This window comes from Methylobacterium sp. FF17, from assembly GCF_025813715.1.
GTDB lineage: Bacteria > Pseudomonadota > Alphaproteobacteria > Rhizobiales > Beijerinckiaceae > Methylobacterium > Methylobacterium flocculans.
In genome coordinates this window covers 4,540,309-4,565,097 of sequence record NZ_CP107532.1, presented here as the reverse complement: position 1 = coordinate 4,565,097, position 24,789 = coordinate 4,540,309, and the positions used below count along the sequence as shown (strand labels likewise).

Genomic DNA, 24,789 nt, shown 5'->3' with positions numbered 1-24,789 from the left:
ACGGGCCGCGCCTGCGTCGGCGACATGGCAGCCTCGCCCGCCCCGGGGCGCGGGGCTTCATACGTTTGCCGCGTCGCCTTGCGAAACCTCGACTTCCGAAAGCGCGGCCCCGGCGGGGGGCGCAGGGAAGCGTCCATGACGTCAGGTTCCATGCCATCACGTTCGATGCCATCAGGCTCGATGATCGCGTCCGGCCGTGGCACTGCGCCCGCCATCGGCGCGGCGGAGATCCGCTCCACCCGCCTCCTGTTCCTCATCGTGGGTTTCGGGGTCGCGGCCTGGGCGCCCCTGGTGCCGTTCGTGAAGGCGCGGGCCCAACTCGACGACGCCGCCCTCGGGCTTCTCCTCCTCTGCCTCGGCATCGGCTCCCTCGTCACCATGCCGGTGGCGGGGGTGCTGGCCCGGTGCGTCGGGCCCCGCCCGCTGCTGGTCGTCGCCGTCGCGGCCACGGGCGTGGCCCTGGCGCTGCTCGCCTCCGCCGCCCATCTCCCCGTCCTCGCCGTGGCGCTCACCGGGCTCGGGATGGGCCTCGGCCTCCTCGACTGCCTGATGAACCTGCAGGCCGTGGTGGTGGAGCGCCGGGCGGGACGCCCGATGATGTCGGGCTTCCACGGCCTCTACAGCCTCGGCTGCATCGTGGGGGCGGCCGGTATCAGCCTCCTGCTCGGCCTCGGCCTGACGCCCCTGGCCGCCACCCTCGCGGTGGTCGCCGGCATCGTGGCCGCCCTCGCGGGCGCATGGCCCGGCATCCTGCCGGGCGAACCCAGGGCGCAGGGGCCGGCCTTCGCGGTGCCGCGCGGGCCCGTGCTCCTCATCGGCATCCTCTGCTTCGTGGTCTTCCTCACGGAGGGCTCGGCCCTGGACTGGAGCGGGGTCTTCCTCATCCAGGAACGCGGGCTCGATCCGGCCTGGGCGGGCCTCGGCTATGCGGCCTTCTCGCTGACCATGACGGCGGGACGGCTCGGCGGGGACGCCCTGGTGCGCCGAATCGGCCGGCGCCGCATCGTCGTCGGCGGCGCCCTCCTCGCGGCCTGCGGCCTCGGCCTCGTGACGGCCGTGCCCTCCTGGCCCGTGACGCTCCTCGGCTATGGCCTGGTGGGGGCCGGCTGCGCCAACATCGTGCCGGTGCTGTTCACCGCCGCCGGCCGCCAGACCGCCATGCAGGCGGCCCTGGCGATCCCCGCCGTGACCACCCTGGGCTATGCCGGTGTGCTCGCGGGACCCGCCGCGATCGGCTTTCTCGCCCACGCCACCAGCCTGACCCTGGCGTTCCTGGCCGTGGCCCTGCTCCTCCTCGGGGTCGCGGTGAGCGGCGGCCGGTTGCGCCTCTGAATCGTTTGCAAGTGACGGCCCTGCGGGGGGCCTGGATACGTGGATCGCTCAGCGCCGAGAACCGCGCGGGCCTCTCCTCCGGGGAGCGCGGCTTCGTGACGAACCCGTCGGACGCGTTCCTCGGCCGGGCCGGAATTCCTCGACCTCCGCGTAAGGGTTAGCCCTCGGAGCGGAACCGGCGCCTTTCCCTTCGCGATGTGCCGGGACTGAACCGTTCCGGTCCCCGAGGCGCGGCCCCGGTCCCCCTCAGAACGGGCTCAGCGGGAAGAACCGCAGGTAGAGCTCCGCGTATTTCCCCTCGTCCCAGAGCCGCTGCAGCGCGTCGTCCAGGGCCCGCGACAGGGCCGGTTCGTCGGCGCGGGTGACGAGGCCGATGCCCTCGCCGAAATAGCGGTTCTCGAGGTAGTCGCCGCCGGTGAAGGCGCAGCAATTGGCCGCCTCCACGCCGCCGATCCAGAGGGCGAGGTTCAGCCCGTCGGCGAAGACGTAGTCGACCTCGCCCCGGCGCAGCGCGCCCTCGGCCGTGGCGAGGTCCGTGAAGTCCTTCGCCACCGCGCCGGGGAAGAACGCCTTGAGGTAGGCCGCGTGCGCGCTGCCGCCGACCACGCCGACGCTTCGCCCCGCGAGCGCGGCGGCGGAGGGCGCGGGCTGGTTCCGGTCGGTGCGGGCGGCGAAGCGCGCCGGCCAGCGGAAATACGGCCGTGTGGCGAGGAAGCGGGCGCGCAGGGCCGGCGTCAGCGGGATCGCGGCGGCGACGACGTCTCCCTGCCGGTCGGCCAGGGCGTCGAGGAGGGTGTCGAAGCGCCGGGCCTGGACCGTGCAGGTCATCGCCAGCCGCTCGCAGACCGCGCGGGCGAGTTCCACCACGAAGCCGGTGGGCGCGCCGTCGGGCCCTGCGAAATGCAGGGGCGGGAACTCGTCGTCGGTGAGGAAGCGGACCGCGCGGGCGCTCGGCTGGGTCTCCATGCGCTCCTGGCGGGTGCGTGGATTCCAGAAGTTCGGGATCGTCACTCCCTCCGCCGACGCGAAATCTCCACAGGACAGGAGGGCGATGAGGGCGAAAGCGGCGGCCGGCCCACGGCTTCGCCTTGCCATCCCGTGCCTGTTCGCAGAAGTTGTATGTGTGTTGCGCGGGTTGCGCGGGGATACGGTCTGGCTCACGCCGTCTTCCCTAGCACATCCCCGAGCCGTCGGGAGGCCGGCTGCGATGTCGCTTCTCATCTCCGCACCGACCGGCTCCGCCGGTCCGCTGCCGCCCGAGATCGGTTTCCTCGCGAAGCAGGGCTTCGATCCGGGCCTCCTCGCGCACGCCGCCGCCCTGGCCCGCGCCTGCGGCAGCGACGCTGCCACCGCCCTCCTCCACGCCGACCTGATCGACGAAGCGGCGTATTACCGCGCGCTCGCGGCGGCGCTCGGGGTGCCGTTCCTCCCCGGCGACCTGGCGCTCGGCGAGGGGACGCGCTTTCCCGACAGCCTGGTCGCCGGGCTCGCCCCCCTGGCGCGACCGGGGCCCGCCGCCTTCGTCCGCGCGCCGCGCGGCCCCGCCATCGCCGCCCTCCTGCGAGAGGGGACTCCGATGGCCATCACCACGCCCCGGGCCCTGCGCGAGGCCGTGTTCGCCGCCAACCCCGCCGGGATCGCCGCCCATGCGGCGGATACGCTGCAGCGACGGCGTCCGGACTGGGCGCTGGGCCCCGGCGGGCAGGGCCCGCAGCTGGCCCTCCTGGGCCTCCTGATCGGTGCGGCGTGCCTCGCCGCCAGCCTCGCCCCCGCCTCCCTGCTCCTGGGGGCCTGGACCCTGGTGCAGTTCCTCTTCCTCGCCACGGTGACGTTCCGGATCGCCGCCGTCAGCGTCGAGGCCGAACCGGAACCGGAGACCCCGCTGCCCGATGCGAAGCTTCCGGTCTACCCCGTGCTGGTGGCCCTGCACCGGGAGGCGCGGGTGGTGCCGCGCCTCGTCGCCGCCCTCGCGCGCCTGGACTACCCGGTGGCCAAGCTCGACCTGAAGTTCGTGATCGAGGCCGACGATCGCGAGACGGGCGCCGCGCTCGACGCCGCCGCCCTGCCCGCCCGATTCGAAGTGATCCGCGTCCCGGGCGGCCTGCCGCGCACGAAACCCCGTGCCCTCAATGCCGCCCTGCCGCTGGCGCGGGGCGCCTGCCTCGTGGTCTACGATGCCGAGGACCTGCCCGATCCCGGCCAGCTCCGGGCGGCGTGTGGTGTGCAGGATCATATGGCACAGGCGGGATTAGGCGGTTTTTGCCGGGGTTAGCCGATCGAAACCTAGTTCTTGCAGTGGCTTAGCGACCAAAGGCGGGTCGGAAGGGCCAATATCGTCGCGCAGGATCAAATGGCACGGATTTCAGAGGGCTCACAGGCCGTCGACATCGTTGCCCTTCGAGAGGCCCGATCAGAGCCTTCTAAGTGGGATGATTGGCACAGGTAGCCCGAGGCGGATGCAAATCGCAGAAACCGTTGTCATCTCATCGGCATAGACGAAGACGCCGAAATCTAAGTGGGATGCTAAGTGGGATGCTCCGTCAGCGCCTCGATGGCGGCTCCAGGTGCGGTTTGGCGGTCGACCTGTCGATATAGAAGGGACGCACATCTGCCGGTTCAGGCCTCGATCCGCAGCGCATGCACCTTAAACGAGCCTTCAAGCCTTCGATCTGAGATGCGCCATCAGCCTGGATGAGGGACCAGAAGAGCTGGGTCGTCCACCGGCAGCGGGCGCAGCGTGCTTGCACGCCGTGATAGCCCGCCGCCTTCAACTCATCGAGCGTCGGCATTCTAGAAGGGGATCACGTCCGGTATCTGAAAGTCGCCGAAGATAGGGGGCACGCGGCCGATCACCTTCAGCACTACCGGCTCTTGGAACTCTCCCAATGCAGGATGGCCGTCCTGACGGATGGCAACCGCACCAGCCTTCCCTGACGCCATTCGTTCGACCTTGCGCAAGGCGTGCGCCTCGTCGTTCGCCTGCTGCGGAGGCTCAGCCTCCAGCCCTTTGCCCTTCTCGCGAAAGGATTGGACGGTGAACGTGGATTTCTGGCCTTTGGACATGTCAGCCTCCAGGTGGGGTGCCCAGATGCTTGCACGAGAACAAAGCGGGAACAACAGTGATCGCAGAACGCGTTCGACGCCTGTGGATTGCGTTGAAAACTGATCGTCAGCCGCGCCCGTTGGGAACTTTCAGCGGAGGTTCGGGGCGGCGGGCAATGCTAAGCCAGTCGCTTGCTCGCAAACCCCCATGAAGTGAGCGTAATCCCGGCGGTACTGCGCCACTTCAAGCAAAATGCTGGGAGACCGTCCTGCTGCCGAGCGTATGGCCACAAGAGTTAGGCGAGCGCCGGCAAGCGTACAGTTCCGCACCACTTCGCTATCGGTTAGCTTGCCAAGGGCTTCTGCGGTTCTAAGGGTGAACTTAGCCTCTTGAGCAAGTTCTTTCTCGCCTTTTGCCATGATGGCCAGTGCGATCGTTCGCTCTGAAGACTGAAGGGATTGTGCGTAAGTTCTTATCGAGCCTGTCTCAGCATGGGCAGAGCAAGGCGCTAATTGCGCCGCTACAACTATCAAAGCCGAAATCAGATTGCTCTTCCGTACCATGCAACGCGTCCCTGGAAACTAAGGCTGCCGACTTCATCTCGGGGCACCGTCTCCGAAGGGTATCGGTCGTTGTCCGAGATCAGCATCATGCCGCCGATCGCGAGGAAGTTCACGCGCTTCACGACGACAAGATCGTTGATGACGAGTGCGTAGATCTTGCCGTGAACAACGTCGCCATAGCTGCGATCGACCAGCATCAAGTCTCCATCCTGGATCGTGGGATGCATGCTGTCGCCCTGCGCTTGCAGCAGCTCCGCGCTGTGTGTGGATACGCCGAGTGATCGAAGCCAGGCCTCGCTGAAGAGGAAGTGGGACGTCGCTACGACTTCGGCTGGCAAGCTCGCTCGACCGCCACCCGCTGAGGCCCTCACTTCGAGGAAGGGCACCGCCACAAAGCCCTCGGGGACCAGCAGCTCGCCCTGGTAGCGCAAGGCGCGGCGCGCCACGGCATCTGCCCCGGCACCGATACTGGAGAGATCCAAAGTCAGAGGTGGCCGATCGACCGTCTCTCGATCGGGCAGTTTCCTGCCCAGCAGGATGTCGACGGTCGTGCCGCAAACTGCTGCGATCCGGTCGAGCTTCGTGAGCTTCGGATCAGCTTCTCCGGCCATGTAGCTGTTCAGCGTCCGGAGCGGAACGCCTGATCTATCAGCCACATCCTTGTTGCCGCCCGCTGCCTTCACGGCAGCTTTCAGCCTCTCGGCCAGAGCTTGGATGGTGGCGGCGTCATGCTCATCCCCACCCGTTTGATCGACGAAGGCCATTAACTGTCCGTTAGTGCAGTTTCCCGCTTGACCCAGAGTGCAGAAATCTGCACGTTCTAGATAGCGAGTCCTAAAAGCGAGGTTAACGGTTCATGAGCAGCGCGGATAGCGCTCCTCCGACACAGGGGGGCTGGCACCAACAAGACATTTTGGCCGCCATTCGGAAGCGAGGCGCCACCGTTTCGTCCCTCAACCGGGAGCACGGCTTCAAGCCCGGCGTCCTGAACACTGCGTTTTATAAGCGCTGGCCTAAGGGGCAGCGGATCATCGCCGCCTTCATCGAGACCCCTGTCGAGGATCTCTGGCCGCAGTGGTACGGCCCAGGCGGCGCGCTCAAGCGCTTGCAGGGCGCCGTGCAGAAAACGGCAGCTTGAGGGTGTCGCGTCCCATGGACATGCCCCTCCCCGTCCGGCCGTCCGAGCTGTCCTTTCCGATCGAGGACGTAGCTCTCGCCGACATCTACGACGGCAATCGCCTGCGTGAGATCGAGCCCGCTTGGGCTGAAGCCATGGCCGCGTCGATGGAGCAGGGCGCCCGGCTCCCGCCTGTCGTCCTGCGCCAACCCGATCCCCGCGAAGGCATCAAGCAGTCCTATGCCCTGGTGTCCGGCGGCCATCGGCTCGCCGCCCACCGGCTGCTGGGACGCGCGTCAATCCGTGCTGAAATCAGCACCTACGATGCGCTTCAGGCTCGGCTGGCGGAGGTTCAGGAGAACCTGGTCCGTCACGATCTCAACGCCCTCGACCGGGCGCTCTTCATCGCCGAGCACAAGCGTGTCTGGGAGCTTCTGAACCCCGAAGCCGGGCGAGGCGGCGACCGTCGCTCCAAGAAGGCGATCAAAGGGCAAAGTCTGCACTTTGGTCCGCGTCGTTTCACCGACGAGATGGCCGAGAAGTGCGGTCTCGGCGAGCGCACCGTGAAGTACGCCCTCGCGCTCTCACAGGCCCTCGATCCAGAGGCAATCCGTATCCTGCGCGGGTCGGGCATCGCTCGCAACGCTTCGGAATTGCAGCGCCTCGGATCGGAACCGGCCGAGCGGCAGGTCCGCCTTGCCAAGCTCCTGGTCGATGGATCGGCCGATACCGTCGCCAGGGCCCGGATCGCTGCAGGCGATGCGCCAACCGGTGAAGGTGATCCTCAGGAGGAACTGTTCCGCCGGATCGTCTCGAACTGGCAGCGCCTCGATGCCAAGGGGCGCAAGCGCTTCCTGGAGCATGCTGGCCTTGTCGTGCGTGAGCAGAAGCCGCGCGAGCGCATGACCGTGGTTTCCGGAGCTGGCCACGATCCGCGCCAGGTTGACCTGGAGGAGGCGATCGCCGCCAGCCGGAAGGGCGCCGCATGAAGCTCTGGCTCACTGCCGCCGAGATCGCGGAGCTGTCGTTGCCGGGTCTCCCGGCCACGAAGCGCAACGTCAACGCCTTCGCCGAGGTCTCGGGCTGGAACCGGCGCGACGGTCTTTGGCGCCCCCGTAAGGGGGTCGGAGGCGGCCTCGAATATCACCTTGATCTGCTGCCGCCCGACGCGCGTCGGGCCTACGTTGCCCGGTTGATGCCGGACGCGGTGCCGGAGGCTGTTGCTGAGGCCGCTGACGCCGAGCCAGCTGCCACCCACATGCGCGACGACGCTGCCGAGGCTCGTGATGCGCGGCTCGCCATCCTAGCGGCGGCCGAGCGCATCTATACGAGCGCCAAGCTGCCGCGTGAGAACGCCGACCTCCTCACCGTGGCCGACTACACGGCCGGTCGGCTCGCCCTCCCCCCTTGGGTTCGCGCCAAGGTGCCCACGCTGACCTTGCGCAGCCTGAAGCGCTGGCGTGCGGCGGCTCGCGATGGCCGCACGGCCGCCCTCGCGGTGGATCGTGGCGCTGCTCGGCGCGGTCTCGGTGTGCTCGACACGGCCGAGGACGGCCAGGTCCGGGTCTATGCCCTCGCCTTGATCGCGCGGCAGCCGCATCTCTCGGCGGATCATGTCCGCGAGATGCTGCGCACCCGCTTTGGCGACACCCTGACGGTCATCCGCTCAGGCGGCGAGGTGAAGACGGTTCCGCTACCGCCGATCCGCACCGTTCAGGATGCGCTCCGTCGGTGGAAGGACACCGAGAAGGTTGCGCTCACCGCGATCACCAACCCGGACGCCTACAAGAGCCGGTTCAAGCTCGCCGGCAACAACACCGCCTCGAACGTCACCCGCCTCAATGAGGTCTGGCAGATCGACGCTTCGCCGATGGACGCGCTCTGCGTCGATGGCAGGCACTCGGTCTACCTCGCGATCGACGTCTGGTCGCGTCGTGTCGTGGTCTACGTCTCGAAGACACCGCGTGCGGAGGCTGTTGGCCTGCTGCTGCGCCGGGCGATCCTAGCCTGGGGCGTGCCGGAGACGGTGAAGACCGACAACGGCTCGGATTTCACAGCGAAGGCTTCCCAGCGACTGCTGGCTTCGCTCGGCATCGAGCACACGTTGTCACCAGCCTTCACGCCCGAGGACAAGCCCTTCGTCGAGCGTGTCGTCGGCACCTTCCAGCGGGATCTGGGGCCCCTCCTGCCGGGCTTCATCGGTCATAGCGTCGCCGACCGGAAAGTGATCGAGGCGCGGCGGGCCTTCTCCGCCCGGCTCGGCGACCAGGACAACGCCAAGGCGTTCTGCGTCGAACTCACCGGCATGGATCTCCAGGGCTACTGCGATGCCTGGGCGGAGAACCGCTACCAGCACCGCCCGCATGCCGGCCTTCGCGATCGGCCCGGTCTCCGCATCCACACGCCCTACGGTGCGGCCTCCGCCTACACCGGCTCGATCCGCCGGATCGGGGACGTGCGAGCCCTGGACCTCCTGTTGGCGCCTGTTGCTGGGAAGGACGGCGTCCGGACTGTCGGCAAGCAAGGCATCACGATCGAGAGGTCGTTCTACCATGCCCCCCAAGTCATGCCGGACACTCAGGTGTTCGTTCGCATGGACCCGGCCGACATGGGCCGTGCCTACCTCTTCGCCCTCGATGGCGGAGAGTACCTGGGCGAGGCGCTTTGCCCCGAGATCTTGGGCATCGACCCGGCCGAGGCAGTCGCCCTAGCCAAGGCCGCGCGCAAGGCGCTCATCGATGAGCGCACCGCCGAGGTTCGGCGCGAGGCCAAGGCGATCAAGCCCCGCGATTTCGCTGACACGATCTTGGGGCGTGTGCCTCCTGCGGCCAGCAAGGTAGTGGCCTTCCCGCGCCCCAGCGACGCGCACAGCACGCCTCAGCTCACGGCGGCCGGTGACGTCTTCGCCGAGCCGAAGGCGGCGCCCACTGTTCTGCAAGCTGCCGACGCCGCCTTGCAGGCTGAAATCGAGGCGGATCTCGGCGGCAGTGCGCCGGCCACGAATGTCCAGCCGCTTCGGCGCGTCGACACCCCCCAGTTCCGCTTCCGGCGGGCCCTCGACCTTCGTGAGCGCCTGGGGCGCGGCGAGGTGATCGAGACCGCCGACGCTCTTTGGCTCGGCGGCTACGAGGCCGGCCCCGAGTTCAAGTCCCAAAACGCCCTCTACGCCGATTTCGGGGAGGCGGCGCTCTGACCACGAAAAGAAAAAGCCCCGGCCAAAGACCGGGGCATCAAGTTCAGATCGGGAATATCCATGACAACAGATAAGCCGAACCACAACAACAAAAGCCATGCAGCCCTGCAAAATGTGCGAGCGATGATGGCGCTTGTGTATAAGCTCCAGGGTCGCCGCCCTCACCTGCCGAACATCGGCGTGATGCATGGCCCTTCCGGTTACGGGAAGAGCCAGGCGGCGATCTACGCGCAGAACAAGACGAACGCGATCCGCGTCGAGGTCGGCGATAGCTGGACCCGCAAGACGCTGATGAAAGCCATCCTCACCGAGCTGGGGGTCGTCCCGCGCGGCACGGTGGCGGACATGGTTGAGCGTGCCGTCGAGCTGCTGGGCGCGGAGATCGACCGGCCGCTCATGATCGACGAGGCGGACAAGCTCGTCGACAAGGGCATGATCGAGCTGGTCCGCGAGATCGCGGAATGCAGTCAGGCGCCCGTGATCCTCATCGGCGAAGAGGCCCTGCCCTCTAAGCTCGTGAAGGTCGAGCGCGTCCACAATCGCGTCCTCGACTGGGCGCCGGCCGAGCCGTGCGATCGCGACGACACGCGCAAGCTGGCCAAACTCTACGTCCCGCACCTGACGTTCTCGGACGGTTTGCTGGACCAGGTGTGCGATCGCAGCGAGGGCCGGGCGCGCCGCATCGTCACGAACCTCGACCACATCGCGGAATGGGCCCGGAACCACGGCGCGAAGGCGGTCGACGAGACCTATGACGGCCGCTTCTACACCGGCGACGCTCCGAAGGTGCGCAATCCTAGCCGCATGATCAGGAGGGTCGCATGAAGCGCCTCCACTCTCTGAAGGTCAGCGGTCCGAAGGCGTACTGGGACGCAATGCGCGCTCTGACGCTCCGCGCAGGCAGCTTTACGAGCCGCGATGTTGCTGAACACTGCGGCGTAACGGTCGAGAACACGGTGATTTGCTACGTCGCCGCCTGCGTTCGGTATGGACACCTCGATGTCGTTGGGGAACGCCCCCCAGCAACTCCGACCGGCCGACCATTTAAGCTCTACGCTGTTAAGGTTACCGAACGGTTAGAGGCTCCGTTCGAGAAGGCGGATATCACGCGAAAGCATGGTGCGGCCCACCAGCAGATGTGGACGGCTATGCGAGCCCTCCCCCACTTCACAACACGTGAGCTGGCCGTCCACGCTTCAACCGACGAAGTCTCGATCAGCTCGGACACCGCGCGCATCTTCTGCTGGAAGCTGGAGCAAGCGGGTTACCTCCAGGAACTCGGGCGCAACGGCCGCTGGCGTGTCCTCCGTATTCGCCCCGGCAAGAGCACGGGACCGATCCCGCCTGCGATCACTTTCAAGGGCGAAGTCATCGAGCGCAATCCGGCTGCGAAGCGTCGGAGGGCGTCATGAGCATCGCCGTGAAGATGACTGCCTATGAGAAGGCGGCGGCTGCCTGGGGCGACGCGATGCCGGACGAGGTCCGGGAACTCGCCCGCTACGTCGACCAGCACACCGGCGTCGCTGCGGCGAAGGCCATTGGCTACTCCGGTGCCGTCGTCAGCCACATGCTCGCCGGCCGCTACACCGGCGACCAGGATGCCGTGTTCGCGAAGATCCGGGGCGCCCTGATGGGCGAGGTCGTGATCTGCCCGGTGCTGGGTGAACTCGGCCGCGACCGCTGCCTCACAGAGCAGAAGAAGCCTTTCGCGACATCGAACGCTGCCCGCGCCCGGCTCTATCGAGCCTGCCGGTCGGGCTGCCCGCACTCACGCTTGAAGGGGGCTTGAATGGCCAGAGCTAAGACGAAGGGCGTCGACACCAACCTGCCCGTGCCGCAGAGCGACGCCGAGGCCGAACAGGCGATCGCGCGGCTCGGCGTGCTCCAGCGCGAGGACGCCATCGCGAAGGCCCACCACGACGACCAGGTGGCCGCCCTTGAGGCCGAACGCGCACGGCAGGTGAAGGCCTTCAAGGAGGCCGAGACCGCCATCGTGCTTGGACTGGAGCGCTGGGCGTCCGTTCACCGGGCTCGCCTGACCAACGGGGGCAAGACCAAGACGGTGCAGCTCCCCACGGGCACGCTGCTGTGGCGGGACGGCCGCTACGCGGTGAAGCACGGCAAGCTCAAGATCGAGGACGTTGTCGCTGCGGTTCGGGAGCGCCGGATTGAGGTCACGAAACTGATCGCTTTGGCGAAATTTGATCGGCGAAAGGATGATGCTGAACAACTCGTCGGCGTTCTAGCGAAGCTCGACACCTTCCTCCGGATGAAGGTCGACTTGAGCAAGGATGCGATGCTCGCGGCTCGTGACGTCGCCGAGACCGTGCCCGGCGTCACCGTCCCGCGCGGCCCTGAGGAGTTCGCCGTGGAGCCGCTCGCCTCTCAGATCCGCGAGGTGGCATGATGCTGCTCCGTCTCGCGCTTCCCCTGCTCGAACTGCCCGCAGCTGCTGTCGCCTCCTGGTTCGCTGTCTCGGCAGCTTACACCCTAGCGCCGATCGAGATGGCGATCGCCGGCATGGCCGCGCTCAGCTTTGGTCTCCTGCGCAGCATTGCCGTCAGCCAGGCCGCCGGCCGGCGCTTCGACGCCGCCATGTCCGGCTTGCGGACTGCTCCCCCCTCGAACGACGCTGGAGGACGGTGATGAGCCTTCAACCTCTGACACCGCTCCAGAAGCGTGTGCTGGACTTCATCCGAGCTGAACTTGGTGCCGGGCGACTGGCCCCGACCTATCGCGAATTGGCGCATCTCACGTGCACCGCTGGCGATGCCTTCCGCGTCGTCACCGCGCTGGAAGAGAAGGGCTACATCACCAGGTCCAAAGAGCGCCGCAACCGGTCTATCCGCCTGACCCCGGATGCTGAAACCTACACGGTGCGCCTTTCGCCCGAGGTGAATGTCAGGCTTGCCGCCCATACTGCAGCCTGGGCGTCGACGCCCGAGGCTGTGATCTCCCAGGCCGTTGCTGAGTACCTCGGGAGGCACCCATGAGCACAGCCGGGCTGCTCCTATCCGCCTACGGCCTTCTCTTCGTGGGCGTCGTGATTGGCTACGCCGCTGGCGTCTTCGCAGAGAGGCAGAAATGGCAGTGACGCGCATCCTCCCCGCGCAGATCAAGGCCATCCACGCCATCAAGACGCGGACGCGCCTAGACGAGCCCTCCTACCGCGCCATGCTCCAGGGCTTCGGCGTGGTGACCTCCAAGGACCTGACGTCAGAGGCGGCAGCCCGCCTCCTGACGCGGATGCGCGACATTCCTGAACCTTCAACACCCGTTCAACGGGTCGCGAAGCGCAAGGCGGCCGCCGGAAAGTACGCCCCAAAATTCCAGGCCATGTGGATGGCGCTCTACAACCTGGGAGCGGTCGAGGATCGCACCGACAGCGCGATGCACGCCTTCCTGGAGCGCCAGACCGGCATCCCGCACACGCGCTTCCTCCAAGTCGCGGCCGACGCGACCGTGGTCATCGAGCCGCTGAAGGCGTGGCTGATCCGCGAGGGCGTCGTCTGGCCGGCGGCGGATCGCGACCGGCTCGTGCACCTGATGGCTCTGAAGCGCGCCATCCTGCGGGCGCAGTGGCTGCGCTGTGTCGACCTCGGCGCCGTCCGGTCCTTCGGGCCCCGCGAGGAGTGCGATGGCCTGACCGAGTACGTCTCGGCGGTGGTGCGAGGCGGGTCGCGGCGGCTCGGCTCGCTCGATGATCCCTTGCTCGAACCGGCCGAGCTGGATCGCGCCTCGGCCGCGCTGGGCAGGAAGCTCCGTGCAGCGAAGGTCAAGCCGGCGGAGGCGCGCCATGTCGCGTGAAGCGCAGCTCCTTGAGCGGATCGCAGAGCTGGAGGAGGAGAACCGCTACCTCCGCCAGCTCGTCGTCCCAGTCGATGCCTTGCCCGCTTCGTGGGGGCTGCAGCCGAAGCAAACGCGCCTCGTCCTCACGCTCGCGAGGGCACAGGGCTGGGTGCACAAGGATCGGCTTCGGGCCGCCCTCGGGAAGATCAAGCGTGATGTGGATGACCGGTACGTCGAGGTCTGCCTTCACCATACCCGCAGGAAGCTCAAGCCGCTCGGCGTTGAGATCCTGACCGAACGTTATGTCGGCTTGAACATGCCGCGCGACAGCCGGGCCATCGTGCTTGCTGCCCTCGATGCAGTCATGACCGGGCAGGTGGCGTGATGGCAGCAAAGTTCGCAGCCCCGCCCCCGCAGGTTCAAGGCCTGCCAACCTGCTTCTTCCCTGGGTGCGCCGATCCTGCACCCTTCGGCTACGGCGTTTCCCGGCGGTCCTTCGGTCGGCACTTCTGTCGCCAGCACCGGCCTGACCAGGCCAGCCAGCCCGCAGGCAAGCCCGTAGCTTCGGAGGTCAAGGATGACCGCTGAATTCACCTGTTGCGAGTGCGGCCGAGAGATCACGCGTGTCGGCGCGGATCAGGTGCCAGAAATGCGTCTATGCTTCCTCTGCATGGAGATGCCCGGCTGGTATCGCATCCCGCAGATGCGCGCCTTCCTGTGTGCTGATCACGACGGCCGCGAGGTCTGGGAGCGGGAGAATGCTCCCACGGTTGCCTTCCCGTCGCTGCGAGGCGGCTGATGACGGGTGCCGCCTACTACATGCGCCTCGACGAGCTGGCGGAGGTGATCGGCGACATCGCCGCGCTCCGGCTCGTCGCGGCGCTGGGCGGCACCCGGTTCTATGTTCGTGAGCACATCCGCGAGGACAGCCCCATCGCCGCCGCGATCGGCATGGACGCGGCGACCACCCTGGCGAAGCACATCGCCACCGGCATTGGAGGTCTGGCCGTCGAGATCCCGCGCGGGCCATCGAACTTCATGGCTGAATACCGCCGTCGCCTCCTAGAGCTTGCGGCAACACCAGGCTTGACCGAAGCCCAAATCGCGCAGGAGATGCAGGTGCATGGCCGCACCGTGCGCCGCGCCCGCGCCAAGCTCCGCGACGACATCGAGGGCGGCCAGGGCAACCTCTTCTAGGCCCACCCGGACAGGGTGTCCGGGGCACCATCTCCCCAGCGCTGTCGCATCGTCCCGACATCAACCGGGACCGAGCTTATGGCCGTCAACGCCCACCTCAAGACATCCGAAAGCGGTAGGCAGTTCCTGGCCGGCTTCGAGGGAGTAGTCCTAAAGGCCTACCCCGATCCGGCTACCGGCGGGAAACCCTGGACCATCGGCATCGGACACACGGCGGCCGCAGGCGCGCCGGTCGTGTCCAAGGGGATGACCATTTCGCGGGACCAGGCTTTCGAGATCCTGGCGCGCGACCTCGCCACCTTCGAGGCCTGGGTCATCAAGCTCATCAAGGTGCCGCTGACCCAGGCGCAGTTCGACGCCATGGTGTCGCTCTGCTTCAACATCGGCCCCGGCAACTTCACCGGCTCCAGCGTGGTGCGGCTCTTCAATGCTGGCAAGCGCCTGGACGCGGCGGCCGCCTTCACCCTCTGGAACAAGGCGGACGGCAAGGTCATGTCCGGGCTGATCCGTCGCCGCGCGGCCGAGCGGACCATGTTCGAAACCGGGAACTACGGCATCGCCATCGCCGCGAACGACGATGTGCCCGTGACCCAGGGCGTGGTGCTGGCGCGCGGCTCGGCCCATCCCGAGGCGGTGCGTGCACTCCAGGCCGACCTGATCTCGCTCAACCTGTTGCCTGCGAAGCCCGATCCGGACGGCGACTTCGGCCCCCTCACGGATACGGCGGTTCGCCAGTTCCAGCGCACCCATGCCCTCACCATCGACGGCCGGGCCGGGCCCGCCACGCGCGCCGCCATGGCGGCCGCGCTGGTCAAGGCGAAGAGGCCGATCGCCGTCGCGATGTACCCGCTGCCCGGCCAGGCGCTGGACGTACCCTTCGCCGCCTGATCGCGGCACCCTCAGGAGACCGACATGGTTCAGGACAATGACGCCCCGGGCGCGGCCGCGCCGCTGCTGGCCGATCAAGGCGTGAAGCCTTGGTATCAATCCCGCACGATAATCGGGGCCGGGATCATGGGTGGGTCGGTGCTCGGCGGTCTCGCTTTCGGGCTCACGCTCGATGCCGAGACACAGCGAGTGCTCGCCGATCAGGTGACAACCTGGATCATCGCCACCTCGATGTTGGGCGGCACCGTGCTGGCCATCGTCGGGCGCTTCAAGGCTGAGAAGGCCATCGGGAAGGCGAAGGTCTGACGCCCCATGAAACACGCTGTCACCGTCACCGTCACCCCGCTCGTCCGGTTCGTGGAATGGCTGTTCGGCCCCCTCGCACCGGGGATCGACCTGATCCTCTGCCTGTTCGCCGCGTCCTGGGGCTCGCTCATGATCGCGAGACCCCAAATCTTCGATCGCGGGGCGTTCGTCGGGATGGGTTGGCTGCCGGACGTCACCTGGATCGCGTTCTTCGCCATCCTGACCGTGTTGCATGGGCTTGGCGTCTTCTGCTGCTACCTGCGCTGGATCAGGGTGACGGCCTGCCTGCTGTCGGCCTGGATCTGGATCTCGGTCGCGGTCAGCTTCGCCAAGATCGAGGTCACCACCGGCGTCCTCACCTACGCGATCATCGGGGGGGCTGCGCTCTGCGGCGCGCTCTACCTTTCCGGTCAGCCCCGGAAGGCCGTCTAGCGTGGACAAGACGGTCGAGAGCACCCTCCGCATCATCGAGGGCACTGGCCCGATCGGCGCCTACATCGCTGCCGGGATCGTTGGGCTCGCCCTGGCCATCATCGTGTTCGCGAGGACGGCCGGCCTCTTCGACGGGGTCCGGTCGGACCAGCAGAAAACTGGGTTCCTCGATCGCGTCATCGCCCAGTACGACAAGCTCGTCCTGGTCGAGGATCAGCTTCGCAAGGAAGCGGAGCGGATCGAGGCCGAGAACGACAGCCTGAAGGACCGCCAACGGGAGCTTCAGACGAGCGTGGAGCTGCTGCGCATGCAGCTCCGCCGGGCAATCGACCTCCTGGCTGCCGTCCGCGACGGCCGCCTTCAACCCGCCGACGTCGCGCCTGAGCTGGCGGAGTTGCTGAAGTGACGGACCCGTGGATTGCCGTAGCCGTCGCGGCGTTCGTCATTGTCCTGTTCCTGGCGGCTCTGGCGGTGCCTCGCCGGCCCCGCACGGTGCGGGCCCCGGCGACGGACGCCAAGCTGGACGCGATCAACGCTCGCCTGACCACGCTGGAGGGCAAGCAAACCCAGAATGACCACGACGTTCGCAACATCCGCATGGCGATGCAGTCCGTGCCGACGAAAGACCGGCTGAACGAAGTGCTTGTCCAGGTCTCGACGATCTCGGGCAAGGTCGACGGGATGCACGACACGCTCGCTACGAACGGCCATTCGCTCCGGCGGATCGAAGACTTCCTGATCGCCGCCGCCCTCCCCACCGTCGCAGGCAAAGGCCACGAGGCCCCGAAATGAGCACCACCTTCTCCCGGCATGTCGAGGAAGATGCCCGGCTGATCATCCTGCGCGAGCTGCACGTCCAGTCGGATGGCCGTCTCAACGACGGCGTTCTCTGCCACGTGCTGGAGAGCTTCGGGCACAATCGCTCGCGCGAGTGGGTCCGGACCCAGATCCATAAGATGGCCGAGCTGGGCGCCGTGGCGACGACGGAGGCCGGCAGCGTTGTGGTCGCGCAGATTACGCGCGCCGGCGTCGACCACGTGCTGCGCCGCTCGAAGATCGAGGGGATCAAGCAACCCTCCCTCGGGGTCTGAGCATGGCCGAGCGCCGTCGCCTCTCCGCGATCGACATGCTGCCGGAAGAGGCAGCCGACGACATCGTCTGGGCGACCCAGGAGCTGGCCCAGCGCAAGCGGACCCAGGCGGACATCCTGTTCGAGCTGAACGACCGTCTGGAGGCCAAGGGGATCGAGGGCATCTCGAAATCCGCCTTCAGCCGGCACAGCGTGAACCGGGCGGCCGCCGTGCGCCGGATGCAGGAAGCGCGGGCGATGTTCGACGGCGTGTCGAGCCAGTTCACGGCGGCCGACGTCGACGAGAACACCGTGATCCTCGGCGAATTCATCAAGACGCTCATCATCGAGCTGGCCGGCGACGGCTCCGGGATCAAGGGGCCGAAGGAAGCCATGGAACTGGCGCGCGCCTTCCAGGCGACCGTGTCGGCTCAGAAGATCAGCACGGATCGCCGGCAGAAGGTCGAGGCCGAGACGAAGGCCCGCGTGATGAAGGCGGCAGAGGCAGCTGTCGGCCAGGTGACCGAGGCCGGGCATCCGGTCGACGCGGCGGCGGTGCTGAAGAAGATCCGTCAGGACGTCTACGGGATCTTCGACTGATGATCGCCGTCCCGCTCCACGCCTACCAGCAGAGATGGATGCGCGATCCGGCCCGGTTCAAGCTGGGCATGTTCGCCCGTCAGACCGGCAAGACGTTCACCACCACACTGGAGATCGTGGACGATTGCTTCGCGGCCGCCGTCGAGGGCCGGCGTGCGCGCTGGGTCATCCTCTCGCGCGGCGAACGCCAGGCGGCCGAGGCCATGAACGAAGGCGTGAAGCGCCACGCGGCAGCCTTCAACATGGCTTTCGACGCCGTCGACTTCGACTGGAAGGGCGAGGCCGGGAGCTACAAGGCCCTGGAAGTCACCTTGCCGGGCGGCTCGAAGATCACGGCGCTGCCGGCCAACCCGGACACGGCGCGCGGCTTCTCGGCCAACGTCTTCCTCGACGAGTTCGCCTTCCACAAGGATAGCGGTGCGATCTGGAAGGCGCTGTTCCCGGTCATTTCCGCCGGCTGGAAGCTCCGGGTCACCTCGACGCCCAACGGCAAGGGCAACAAGTTCTACGAGCTGGCCACCGGCAAGGATGAGCGCTGGTCCCGGCACATCGTGGACATCTACCAGGCCGTCCGGGACGGGCTGCCTCGTGACATCGACGCCCTGCGCGAGGGCATCGGCGACGACGATGCCTGGGCCCAGGAATTCGAGCTGAAGTGGCTCGATGAGGCCAGCGCTTGGCTGTCCTACGATCTCATCACGTCCTGCGAAGATCCGACCGCCGGCGACCCTGAAGGCTACCAGGGCGGCGTATGCTTCGTCGGCCGCGACATCGGCCGGCGCAACGATCTCCACGTGATCTGGGTCTGGGAGCAGATCGGCGACGTGCTCTGGGAGCGCGAGCGGATCGAACAGAAGCGCGCCACCTTCGCGGAGATGGACGAAGCCTTCGACGGCGTGATGGAGCGCTACCGCGTCGCCCGAGCCTGCATCGATCAGACTGGCATGGGCGAGAAGGTGGTCGAGGATGCCCAGCGCCGCTACGGCAGCCGGATCGAAGGCGTGCTGTTCACCGGCCCCTCGAAGCTCATCATGGCGACGGCCGGTAAGGAACGGTTCGAGGATCGCACCGTCCGGATCCGGGAAGGTGACCCGGCGCTCCGGGCGGATCTGCACAAGCTCCGCCGGGTGGCATCCGCCACCGGCGCGCCGCGCTTCGTGGCCGAGCGCGATGACGATCACGCCGATCGCACCTGGGCTGCCTTCCTCGGCATCCATGCCGCCGGCGGCCCTACCGTGGAGTACGGCTACCGCGCCGCGCCGCGCTCCGCCCTGCTGGGCCACAACTCACGCATGCGGTCGGACGACTACGAGGCGGATGATCTTCCCGATCCGCTCTCTCGTCAGCCGCTCGGCGCCCGCCTCAGAGGAGGCCTCTGACCATGGCCGACGCCCCCGTTGTCATCCTCGGCCCTGATGGCCGTCCCGCGCGCCGCGAGGTGCTGACCAAGGCGATCGCCGGGCCCACGCTCAGCGGCGTGCGCAGCGTCCTGTCCGGCTCCCATGCCGATGGCCTGACGCCTCAGCGCGTCGCCATGATCATGCGTGAGGCCGACCAGGGCTTGCCGCTGCGCTACCTGGAGCTGGCCGAGATCGTGGAGGAGCGAGACCTCCACTACGTCGGCGTGCTCGGCACCCGGAAGCGGTCCGTCGCCCAGCTCAAGATCCAGGTCGACGCAGCCTCGGACGATCCGGTCGACGTCGAGAAGGCGGACATGATCCGCACGTGGCTCCTGCGCGACGAGCTGCACGACGAGCTGTTCGACATCCTCGACGCCATCGGCAAGGGCGTGTCCTACACCGAGATCATCTGGGACACGTCCATGGGCCAGTGGGAGCCGACCCGGCTCGAATGGCGCGATCCGCGATGGTTCACCTTCGACCTGGTGGATGGGCGCACGCCGCTCCTGCGCACCGAGACCGGCGACGTGCCGCTGCCGGCCAGCAAGTTCATCCATACCCGGATCGCGGCCAAGTCCGGCCTGCCGATCCGCTCCGGCATCGCGCGCCTCGCGTGCTGGAGCTGGATGTTCAAGAGCTTCACCCTGCGGGACTGGGCGATCTTCACCCAGACCTATGGTCAGCCGATCCGGGTCGGGAAGTACGAGAGCAACGCCACCGGCCCGGAGAAGGACATCCTCTTCGACGCGGTGGCGAACATCGCTGGCGACTGTGCGGCGATCATCCCGCAGAGCATGACGATCGAGTTCGTGGAGCTGAAGGCGGCCGCCTCGAACGCCGACATCTACAAGGCCCGCGCGGACTGGCTGGACCAGCAGATCTCGAAGGGCGTGCTCGGCCAGACCGCGACCACCGACGCGATCGCCGGCGGCCACGCGGTCGGCCAGGAGCATCGTCAGGTCCAGGAAGACATCGAGCGCGCCGACGCGAAGGCGCTGTCCGCCACCCTCAACCGCGACTTGGTCTGGCCCTGGATCGACCTCGCCTACGGGGCCGGGACCACCAAGGCCTACCCCCGCATCCGCATCGGCCGCGAGGACCGCAAGGATCTCAAGACGACGATCGACGGGTTGAAGGAACTCGTGCCCATGGGCCTGCGGGTCCAGGTGTCGGATGTCGCCGACATGATGGGCTTCCCCGATCCGGACGCCGGCGCGGCTGTCCTGATCGCCCCGGCCGCTGCGCCGGTGATGCCGGGACTACCTGGCGCACAGCCCGCGCCAGGCGCGCTTCCTGTCGCCCTTCAAGCCGCCTTCAACGACGCCCTCGCGCAGAGGTCCGACGCGGTGGACGCGTCGATCGACCAGATCCTCTCCGATGAAGGCTGGGAGCGGATGGTGGCACCGATGGTCGACGGGCTCGGCCCCAAGATCGCGGCCTGCGCCTCTCTCGCCGAAGCGGAGGCGATGCTGGCCCTGCACTTCGCCAGCATGGACCCGAGTGTGCTTGGCGAGATGCTGGCGCGAGCCGCCTTCTCTGCTCGGCTCGCCGGCGAGATCAATCAGCCCCTGTCGGACGGGGCCTGACCATGGCGCAGCCGACGCTGACCCCGCTCCCGCCGGCCGAGGCGATCGCCGCGCTTCAGCGTCGAGGTCAGCGCTTCGATCCCACGTTCTCCTGGCAGGACGCCTGGCAGGCTGAGCATGCCGCCATGTTCACCGTGGCGAAGTCGGCCGGGTTCGACATCCTGAAGGACATCCACGGCGCCCTGGTCGACGCGCTGGCGCAAGGTCGGACCTTCCAGGACTTCGCCCAGGATCTTCGGCCGGTCCTGGAAGCCAAGGGGTGGTGGGGCCGCAAGGAAGTGGTCGACCCGACCAGCGGCGAGATCCAGGAGCGCACGCTGGGCTCGACGCGGCGCCTGCGCACGATCTTCGAGACCAACATGCGGGTGTCCTACGCCTCGGGACACTGGGAACAGTTCGAGCGGAACAAGAGGGCCCGCCCGGTCCTGCGCTACGTCTCGCTCCTGGTCGGCAAGGATCGGCGCAAGGCGCACCTCGACCGCCACAACCTCTGTCTGCCGGTCGACGATCCCTACTGGGACGTCTGGGGGCCGCAGAACGGTTTCGGGTGCCAGTGCACCCTTCAGAGCCTGTCACTGCGCGATGTCGAGCGCCTGCGGCCCCAGCTCAAGTTCACGCCGCCCCCCGAGACCAGCCGGACCTTCGTCAACCACCGCACCGGACAGATCACGCGGGTGCCGGACGGCATCGATCCGGGTTGGGCCTATAACCCCGGCAAGGCTGGCTGGCGCGCCTCGGTGGTGGCTCAGAAGCTCTCCGACGCGCCCCCGGTCCTGTCGGCCTCCGCGATCGCGGCGCCGGAATGGCCGGCGCGCCGCCTCGCCGATGAGTTCGAACCCTGGCTTGATCGCGCCTCGCGGAGGCAGCCGGTCGACCAATCGCCTTGGTCGGTCGGGGCGGTATCACGTCCGGTCCTCGACGCGCTCGATCGGAATGGCGTGCGGCTCGGGAGCGGCGCGATCGCGGTGGATGCCGCCACGGCGCCCGAGATCCTGAGCCCGGCGGTGTCGAGCACCCCGGAGGTCGCGCGCCTGGTGCGCCGTCTGCCGGAGACGATCGGCACTGCGAAGGCCGTCCTCTGGGACGAGACGGCCGCCGAGCTGGCCTACGTGTTCGACGTGCCCGGCGAGGATCGCGCCCGCCAGCTCGTGGTCCGTGTCGCCCTCGGATCGCGCTGGGCGCCCAACACGGTGTCCGCCACTCGCCTCCGGCCGAACCTGGTCCGCTCCGCTCAGCTCATCGAAACGGCCGCCCTCGCGGGCTCCGCACTATTCGTCCTGCTATCAGGAGGGTTTTGATCTTGGCCGACGTAGTATCTTTCACGGATGACGGGTGGACCGATCTTGGTCCGACGCCCCTGGTCATCGAGCTGGCCGGCGAACAGGCGGTTACCTTCCTCACATCAGCAACGCCGCCTGCCAATACGCGGGTGAACTCCCGCATCCTGGCGCCAGGTGAACAGATCTTTCTGAGCACGCCGGGCCTTAGGGTCTACGTGCGCTTCGGTACGCCATTCAGGCGGAAGAACGCCGCTGTGAGACGAGGGCCCCTGACGGACTTCTACACGGGGCCAGCATCGGCTGATCGCGTGGCAGCAGTGAACCTGGCCGATCCCCGCGCCCGTGCTACCGGCCTCGTAGGCGTCGATCTGTCGACCGGGCTACCCACCGGCGGTGTGGTCACGTTCACGGACGACGGGTGGACCGATCTTGGTCCGACGCCCCTGGTCATCGAACTGGCCGGCGAACAGGCGGTTGCCTACCTCACATCAGCAACGCCGCCTGCCAATACGCGGGTGAACTCTCGCATCCTGGCGCCAGGTGAACAGATCTTTCTGAGTACGCAGGGCCATAGGGTCTATGTGCGCTTCGGTACGCCATTCAGGCGGAAGAACGCTTCCATAAGACGGGGGCCCCTGACGGACTTCTATACGGGGCCGGCATCGGCTGATCGCGTGCCAGCAGTGAACCTGGCCGATCCCCGTGCTCGTGCTTCCGGTCTCGTAGGCGTCGATCTATCGACCGGGCTTCCCACCGGCGGTGGTGTCGTGACGCCGCCGGCCCCCACCCCGGTCCCCGGCGCTAGCATCATCGGCGGCGTCGCGATCAACGCAGCCGGCGCGGCTGGGACCGCATACGAGGGCTATAGCCTCTCGGACGGCATGACCTTCGCCTCGATGCCGTCGTTCGTCTCGTCTGCGGCCCCCAAGGGCGACCTGTTCGATACGCGTGGTTATCTGCTTCCGGCCGCTGCCCAGACGCCGCGCTCGGCCGGCGCCGGCGGTCTCACGCTCAAGGGCTACGACGTCGGCCCGACCCATCAAGGCTATCTCGATGCCAATCGGGGCCAGCCGGTCGCCTCTTGGCAGGACCTCATCGCCACCGAAGGTAGCGCTCTCGTCCTCAAGTCTCGCGCGGCTTCGGTCCAGGAGAAGGCGCTGACGGATGGCAAGGACATCTTGTCGGCCATGATCCATACGGGCGGGCGCCTCGTCTGCCGGCCCCCGTGCATCCTCGAGGCACGCATGCGCCTGGAAGCCGGTGCCTTGATGAACAAGGCATGGCACCCGACGCTGTGGCTGCAGCTCATGGGCGCGGCCAACTCGCAGTTAAACATTGAAATCGATTGGGAGGCGAACGACGCCTTCCCGCAGTCCCTCTCTCCCAACGCCCAGAACTGGACGAGCGGCCTATCCACCTCCATCGGCTCGAACGCCGAGAACGTCCGCCCCGGTCTTATGGATGGCGGCTGGTACAACGTCGGCTTCCGCCTGCGCGAGGATGGCTTCGACTACCTGATCGATGGCGTCGTCATCGTCTCCAAGGTGTTCAACATGCGGTCCAAGGGTGACCGCGCCGCCTACCTCATGCTGACGAACCACGTCGCTGACTTTGCCGGGCAGTATTCTCTGTCGTCATGGCAGTCGGCAGGTGCGACGGGCGCCCGCTCCTCGATCGAGTGGCTGCGCATGTGGCGCCAGACCGGCACCACCCACCGCAAGCCGCTCGTCGAGACCGCTGACCTCAAGATGGCGTTCGGCACCACCGCCTCGCGCACGATGCCGTCCCTCGCGGATCAGTTCGGCGACGCCACCGTCGCGGAGACCTTCGAGGCCCTGGTGCACGACGTGCTCGGCCCCGGCGGCAACACGGATGGCGGTTGGACCGGCCTGCCTTCGTTCGTCACCCGCGTCGGCGACACTGTCACCATCGCCAATCCCGACAAGCCGGGCCGGCTCTACTTTGCCCGCGTCGGTGCCAAGGCTGGCGAGACCTGCCAACCGGCGCGATGGGTATGCGACGTCGGCCCGAACCTGCGCGGTGGGCCCGAGCTGAACTTCACGACGGGGGTCACACAGATTGATCTCTACCCAATGGCAGATGTCGGCGACCTCCTGCCGAAGCGCGTTGCGGTATCCAACCTCCCGGCCGGCGTGACCTACAACCCGGCGACCTTCCTCCTCACGTGGGACGGCACAACCACCATCGTCCCGACCCAGGCGTCCATCACCGTGACCAACGCGGTGGACCAGAGCGTCACATTCACCAAGACGGTCAAGCCCGTCTCCAACATCGCACCGCCTGTGGTGGATGGCCTGGTCTACTCGATTGACCCCGGGGACGCCGCCAAGCGCACGGTGACGGGCTCCGATGTGGACGCCATGGGCGGGTCGGACGGGACCACGGCAGTGGCTCTGGCCACGGCTCCGAACCGGCCCACGCTGGTGGCTCGGAACGGCCGTCAGACGCTCCGCTTCACGGCGGCGAACTCCCAGCGCATGGACATGCCGGGCCACCCCGCAGCGGACACTTCGTTCACCCGTGTGCTCATCGTGGAGCTTGCCACGGTGGCGGCCACGATGTGCCTCGTGAGTACCGCTGACCCTGCCGGCTCGACCACCACGAACCGCGCGGAGCAGCTCTTCGTCTCGGCCGATACGACGCTACGGGCCCGCCGCTCTGCGGCTGGCAGTCCGGTGGACGCCAGCGTCCCCCATGTCGCCGGTCGGCACATCATCATCGAGGACGTGATCGCCGGCACCAGCCGCGCCACCCTGCGGGTCGACGGCGGCAGCGGCATCATCTCGGCGGCGACTGTCGGCGCTCCGGTCGGCGCGACCACAACGACCCTCGGCGCTCGACGCGGTGCCGGTGCCTACGATGCCCACGCGGATGCCTACCTCTCCCGTGGCCTCGTCTACAACCGTCTGCTCACGCTGACCGAAAAGCGGGAACTCGCCGCCTGGGCTCACACCTACTACGGGACGCTGTAAT

At 67.6% G+C, this 24,789-nt stretch carries 29 protein-coding genes; 26 read left to right on the top strand and 3 right to left on the bottom strand.

Going from position 1 to position 24,789, the window contains the following annotated elements:
• Positions 1–150 precede the first annotated feature (150 nt).
• Positions 151–1,332 (top strand): MFS transporter, encoded by a 1,182-nt coding sequence (locus OF380_RS21895; protein ID WP_264047539.1) that lies wholly within the window; start codon positions 151–153, stop codon positions 1,330–1,332.
• 246 nt (positions 1,333–1,578) lie between these two features.
• On the opposite strand, the gene OF380_RS21890 is transcribed toward OF380_RS21895, so the two are convergent.
• Entirely contained in the window at positions 1,579–2,427 is an 849-nt protein-coding gene (locus OF380_RS21890; RefSeq protein WP_404810488.1) for a transporter substrate-binding domain-containing protein, read from the bottom strand.
• Between the two features lie 112 nt (positions 2,428–2,539).
• On the opposite strand from OF380_RS21890, the gene OF380_RS21885 reads away from it, so the two are divergent.
• On the top strand, positions 2,540–3,604 hold the full coding sequence (locus OF380_RS21885) for a glycosyltransferase (protein ID WP_264047538.1): 1,065 nt from the start codon (positions 2,540–2,542) through the stop codon (positions 3,602–3,604).
• Between the two features lie 518 nt (positions 3,605–4,122).
• Here OF380_RS21885 and OF380_RS21880 read toward each other — a convergent pair.
• The gene (locus OF380_RS21880) at positions 4,123–4,395 is read right to left on the bottom strand and encodes a hypothetical protein (RefSeq protein ID WP_264047537.1); all 273 of its coding nucleotides are present in this window, start codon (positions 4,393–4,395) and stop codon (positions 4,123–4,125) included.
• Positions 4,396–4,916: 521 nt separating this feature from the next.
• Complete coding sequence (locus OF380_RS21875) at positions 4,917–5,702, bottom strand: XRE family transcriptional regulator (protein ID WP_264047536.1); 786 nt, start codon at positions 5,700–5,702, stop codon at positions 4,917–4,919.
• Between the two features lie 92 nt (positions 5,703–5,794).
• Between OF380_RS21875 and OF380_RS21870 the strand changes: the two genes are divergently transcribed.
• From OF380_RS21870 to OF380_RS21755, 24 genes are all read left to right on the top strand, one after another.
• A complete protein-coding gene (locus tag OF380_RS21870; RefSeq protein ID WP_264047535.1) occupies positions 5,795–6,076 on the top strand; it encodes a helix-turn-helix domain-containing protein in 282 nt (93 codons plus the stop codon).
• Entirely contained in the window at positions 6,013–7,044 is a 1,032-nt protein-coding gene (locus tag OF380_RS21865; RefSeq protein ID WP_264047534.1) for a ParB/RepB/Spo0J family partition protein, read from the top strand. Before OF380_RS21870 ends, OF380_RS21865 begins: the two co-directional genes overlap by 64 nt.
• Positions 7,041–9,248, top strand: coding sequence for a DDE-type integrase/transposase/recombinase (locus tag OF380_RS21860; protein ID WP_264047533.1), 2,208 nt, complete (start codon positions 7,041–7,043; stop codon positions 9,246–9,248). The genes OF380_RS21865 and OF380_RS21860 overlap by 4 nt, the downstream gene beginning before the upstream one ends.
• A gap of 60 nt (positions 9,249–9,308) precedes the next feature.
• Positions 9,309–10,073, top strand: coding sequence for an AAA family ATPase (locus OF380_RS21855; protein WP_264047532.1), 765 nt, complete (start codon positions 9,309–9,311; stop codon positions 10,071–10,073).
• Positions 10,070–10,660, top strand: coding sequence for a hypothetical protein (locus tag OF380_RS21850; RefSeq protein ID WP_264047531.1), 591 nt, complete (start codon positions 10,070–10,072; stop codon positions 10,658–10,660). Before OF380_RS21855 ends, OF380_RS21850 begins: the two co-directional genes overlap by 4 nt.
• Positions 10,657–11,037 (top strand): transcriptional regulator, encoded by a 381-nt coding sequence (locus OF380_RS21845; RefSeq protein WP_264047530.1) that lies wholly within the window; start codon positions 10,657–10,659, stop codon positions 11,035–11,037. Before OF380_RS21850 ends, OF380_RS21845 begins: the two co-directional genes overlap by 4 nt.
• Entirely contained in the window at positions 11,038–11,655 is a 618-nt protein-coding gene (locus OF380_RS21840; RefSeq protein WP_264047529.1) for a host-nuclease inhibitor Gam family protein, read from the top strand. It abuts the gene before it with no gap.
• Positions 11,652–11,894 carry a hypothetical protein gene (locus OF380_RS21835; RefSeq protein WP_264047528.1) on the top strand — a complete coding sequence of 81 codons (243 nt, stop codon included), beginning with the start codon at positions 11,652–11,654 and terminating at the stop codon, positions 11,892–11,894. Before OF380_RS21840 ends, OF380_RS21835 begins: the two co-directional genes overlap by 4 nt.
• A complete protein-coding gene (locus OF380_RS21830) occupies positions 11,894–12,241 on the top strand; it encodes a LexA family protein (protein WP_264047527.1) in 348 nt (115 codons plus the stop codon). Before OF380_RS21835 ends, OF380_RS21830 begins: the two co-directional genes overlap by 1 nt.
• A 91-nt stretch (positions 12,242–12,332) precedes the next feature.
• On the top strand, positions 12,333–13,055 hold the full coding sequence (locus tag OF380_RS21825) for a regulatory protein GemA (protein ID WP_264047526.1): 723 nt from the start codon (positions 12,333–12,335) through the stop codon (positions 13,053–13,055).
• Complete coding sequence (locus OF380_RS21820; RefSeq protein ID WP_264047525.1) at positions 13,045–13,422, top strand: helix-turn-helix domain-containing protein; 378 nt, start codon at positions 13,045–13,047, stop codon at positions 13,420–13,422. Before OF380_RS21825 ends, OF380_RS21820 begins: the two co-directional genes overlap by 11 nt.
• 192 nt (positions 13,423–13,614) lie before the next feature.
• Positions 13,615–13,836, top strand: a complete 222-nt coding sequence (locus OF380_RS21815; RefSeq protein ID WP_264047524.1) for a hypothetical protein — start codon at positions 13,615–13,617, stop codon at positions 13,834–13,836.
• Positions 13,836–14,234, top strand: coding sequence for a hypothetical protein (locus OF380_RS21810; RefSeq protein WP_264047523.1), 399 nt, complete (start codon positions 13,836–13,838; stop codon positions 14,232–14,234). The genes OF380_RS21815 and OF380_RS21810 overlap by 1 nt, the downstream gene beginning before the upstream one ends.
• Before the next feature lie 78 nt (positions 14,235–14,312).
• Complete coding sequence (locus OF380_RS21805; RefSeq protein WP_264047522.1) at positions 14,313–15,122, top strand: glycoside hydrolase family protein; 810 nt, start codon at positions 14,313–14,315, stop codon at positions 15,120–15,122.
• A gap of 24 nt (positions 15,123–15,146) precedes the next feature.
• Positions 15,147–15,428, top strand: a complete 282-nt coding sequence (locus OF380_RS21800; RefSeq protein ID WP_264047520.1) for a hypothetical protein — start codon at positions 15,147–15,149, stop codon at positions 15,426–15,428.
• A gap of 6 nt (positions 15,429–15,434) precedes the next feature.
• The gene (locus tag OF380_RS21795; RefSeq protein ID WP_264047519.1) at positions 15,435–15,860 is read left to right on the top strand and encodes a hypothetical protein; all 426 of its coding nucleotides are present in this window, start codon (positions 15,435–15,437) and stop codon (positions 15,858–15,860) included.
• A gap of 1 nt (position 15,861) precedes the next feature.
• The gene (locus OF380_RS21790; RefSeq protein WP_264047517.1) at positions 15,862–16,266 is read left to right on the top strand and encodes a hypothetical protein; all 405 of its coding nucleotides are present in this window, start codon (positions 15,862–15,864) and stop codon (positions 16,264–16,266) included.
• The gene (locus OF380_RS21785; protein ID WP_264047515.1) at positions 16,263–16,652 is read left to right on the top strand and encodes a hypothetical protein; all 390 of its coding nucleotides are present in this window, start codon (positions 16,263–16,265) and stop codon (positions 16,650–16,652) included. Before OF380_RS21790 ends, OF380_RS21785 begins: the two co-directional genes overlap by 4 nt.
• Positions 16,649–16,951 carry a VpaChn25_0724 family phage protein gene (locus tag OF380_RS21780; RefSeq protein WP_264047513.1) on the top strand — a complete coding sequence of 101 codons (303 nt, stop codon included), beginning with the start codon at positions 16,649–16,651 and terminating at the stop codon, positions 16,949–16,951. The genes OF380_RS21785 and OF380_RS21780 overlap by 4 nt, the downstream gene beginning before the upstream one ends.
• A gap of 2 nt (positions 16,952–16,953) precedes the next feature.
• Positions 16,954–17,529: a DUF3486 family protein gene (locus tag OF380_RS21775; RefSeq protein ID WP_264047511.1), complete on the top strand. Its 576-nt coding sequence runs from the start codon at positions 16,954–16,956 to the stop codon at positions 17,527–17,529.
• On the top strand, positions 17,529–18,908 hold the full coding sequence (locus OF380_RS21770; RefSeq protein ID WP_264047509.1) for a terminase large subunit domain-containing protein: 1,380 nt from the start codon (positions 17,529–17,531) through the stop codon (positions 18,906–18,908). The genes OF380_RS21775 and OF380_RS21770 overlap by 1 nt, the downstream gene beginning before the upstream one ends.
• A 2-nt stretch (positions 18,909–18,910) precedes the next feature.
• On the top strand, positions 18,911–20,515 hold the full coding sequence (locus OF380_RS21765) for a DUF935 domain-containing protein (protein WP_264047507.1): 1,605 nt from the start codon (positions 18,911–18,913) through the stop codon (positions 20,513–20,515).
• A 2-nt stretch (positions 20,516–20,517) separates the two neighbouring features.
• Entirely contained in the window at positions 20,518–21,813 is a 1,296-nt protein-coding gene (locus OF380_RS21760; protein ID WP_264047505.1) for a phage head morphogenesis protein, read from the top strand.
• Positions 21,814–21,815: 2 nt separating this feature from the next.
• Positions 21,816–24,788: a hypothetical protein gene (locus OF380_RS21755; protein ID WP_264047503.1), complete on the top strand. Its 2,973-nt coding sequence runs from the start codon at positions 21,816–21,818 to the stop codon at positions 24,786–24,788.
• Position 24,789: the final 1 nt, after the last annotated feature.

What these genes read in the sequence shown, in the direction of transcription:
- OF380_RS21895 (WP_264047539.1), top strand. Translation starts at nt 151, where the DNA reads ATGCCATCACGTTCGATGCCATCAGGCTCGATGATCGCGTCCGGCCGT.
- OF380_RS21890 (WP_404810488.1), bottom strand. Translation starts at nt 2,427, where the DNA reads ATGGCAAGGCGAAGCCGTGGGCCGGCCGCCGCTTTCGCCCTCATCGCC.
- OF380_RS21885 (WP_264047538.1), top strand. Translation starts at nt 2,540, where the DNA reads ATGTCGCTTCTCATCTCCGCACCGACCGGCTCCGCCGGTCCGCTGCCG.
- OF380_RS21880 (WP_264047537.1), bottom strand. Translation starts at nt 4,395, where the DNA reads ATGTCCAAAGGCCAGAAATCCACGTTCACCGTCCAATCCTTTCGCGAG.
- OF380_RS21875 (WP_264047536.1), bottom strand. Translation starts at nt 5,702, where the DNA reads ATGGCCTTCGTCGATCAAACGGGTGGGGATGAGCATGACGCCGCCACC.
- OF380_RS21870 (WP_264047535.1), top strand. Translation starts at nt 5,795, where the DNA reads ATGAGCAGCGCGGATAGCGCTCCTCCGACACAGGGGGGCTGGCACCAA.
- OF380_RS21860 (WP_264047533.1), top strand. Translation starts at nt 7,041, where the DNA reads ATGAAGCTCTGGCTCACTGCCGCCGAGATCGCGGAGCTGTCGTTGCCG.
- OF380_RS21855 (WP_264047532.1), top strand. Translation starts at nt 9,309, where the DNA reads ATGACAACAGATAAGCCGAACCACAACAACAAAAGCCATGCAGCCCTG.
- OF380_RS21850 (WP_264047531.1), top strand. Translation starts at nt 10,070, where the DNA reads ATGAAGCGCCTCCACTCTCTGAAGGTCAGCGGTCCGAAGGCGTACTGG.
- OF380_RS21845 (WP_264047530.1), top strand. Translation starts at nt 10,657, where the DNA reads ATGAGCATCGCCGTGAAGATGACTGCCTATGAGAAGGCGGCGGCTGCC.
- OF380_RS21840 (WP_264047529.1), top strand. Translation starts at nt 11,038, where the DNA reads ATGGCCAGAGCTAAGACGAAGGGCGTCGACACCAACCTGCCCGTGCCG.
- OF380_RS21835 (WP_264047528.1), top strand. Translation starts at nt 11,652, where the DNA reads ATGATGCTGCTCCGTCTCGCGCTTCCCCTGCTCGAACTGCCCGCAGCT.
- OF380_RS21830 (WP_264047527.1), top strand. Translation starts at nt 11,894, where the DNA reads ATGAGCCTTCAACCTCTGACACCGCTCCAGAAGCGTGTGCTGGACTTC.
- OF380_RS21825 (WP_264047526.1), top strand. Translation starts at nt 12,333, where the DNA reads ATGGCAGTGACGCGCATCCTCCCCGCGCAGATCAAGGCCATCCACGCC.
- OF380_RS21820 (WP_264047525.1), top strand. Translation starts at nt 13,045, where the DNA reads ATGTCGCGTGAAGCGCAGCTCCTTGAGCGGATCGCAGAGCTGGAGGAG.
- OF380_RS21815 (WP_264047524.1), top strand. Translation starts at nt 13,615, where the DNA reads ATGACCGCTGAATTCACCTGTTGCGAGTGCGGCCGAGAGATCACGCGT.
- OF380_RS21810 (WP_264047523.1), top strand. Translation starts at nt 13,836, where the DNA reads ATGACGGGTGCCGCCTACTACATGCGCCTCGACGAGCTGGCGGAGGTG.
- OF380_RS21805 (WP_264047522.1), top strand. Translation starts at nt 14,313, where the DNA reads ATGGCCGTCAACGCCCACCTCAAGACATCCGAAAGCGGTAGGCAGTTC.
- OF380_RS21800 (WP_264047520.1), top strand. Translation starts at nt 15,147, where the DNA reads ATGGTTCAGGACAATGACGCCCCGGGCGCGGCCGCGCCGCTGCTGGCC.
- OF380_RS21795 (WP_264047519.1), top strand. Translation starts at nt 15,435, where the DNA reads ATGAAACACGCTGTCACCGTCACCGTCACCCCGCTCGTCCGGTTCGTG.
- OF380_RS21780 (WP_264047513.1), top strand. Translation starts at nt 16,649, where the DNA reads ATGAGCACCACCTTCTCCCGGCATGTCGAGGAAGATGCCCGGCTGATC.
- OF380_RS21775 (WP_264047511.1), top strand. Translation starts at nt 16,954, where the DNA reads ATGGCCGAGCGCCGTCGCCTCTCCGCGATCGACATGCTGCCGGAAGAG.
- OF380_RS21770 (WP_264047509.1), top strand. Translation starts at nt 17,529, where the DNA reads ATGATCGCCGTCCCGCTCCACGCCTACCAGCAGAGATGGATGCGCGAT.
- OF380_RS21765 (WP_264047507.1), top strand. Translation starts at nt 18,911, where the DNA reads ATGGCCGACGCCCCCGTTGTCATCCTCGGCCCTGATGGCCGTCCCGCG.
- OF380_RS21760 (WP_264047505.1), top strand. Translation starts at nt 20,518, where the DNA reads ATGGCGCAGCCGACGCTGACCCCGCTCCCGCCGGCCGAGGCGATCGCC.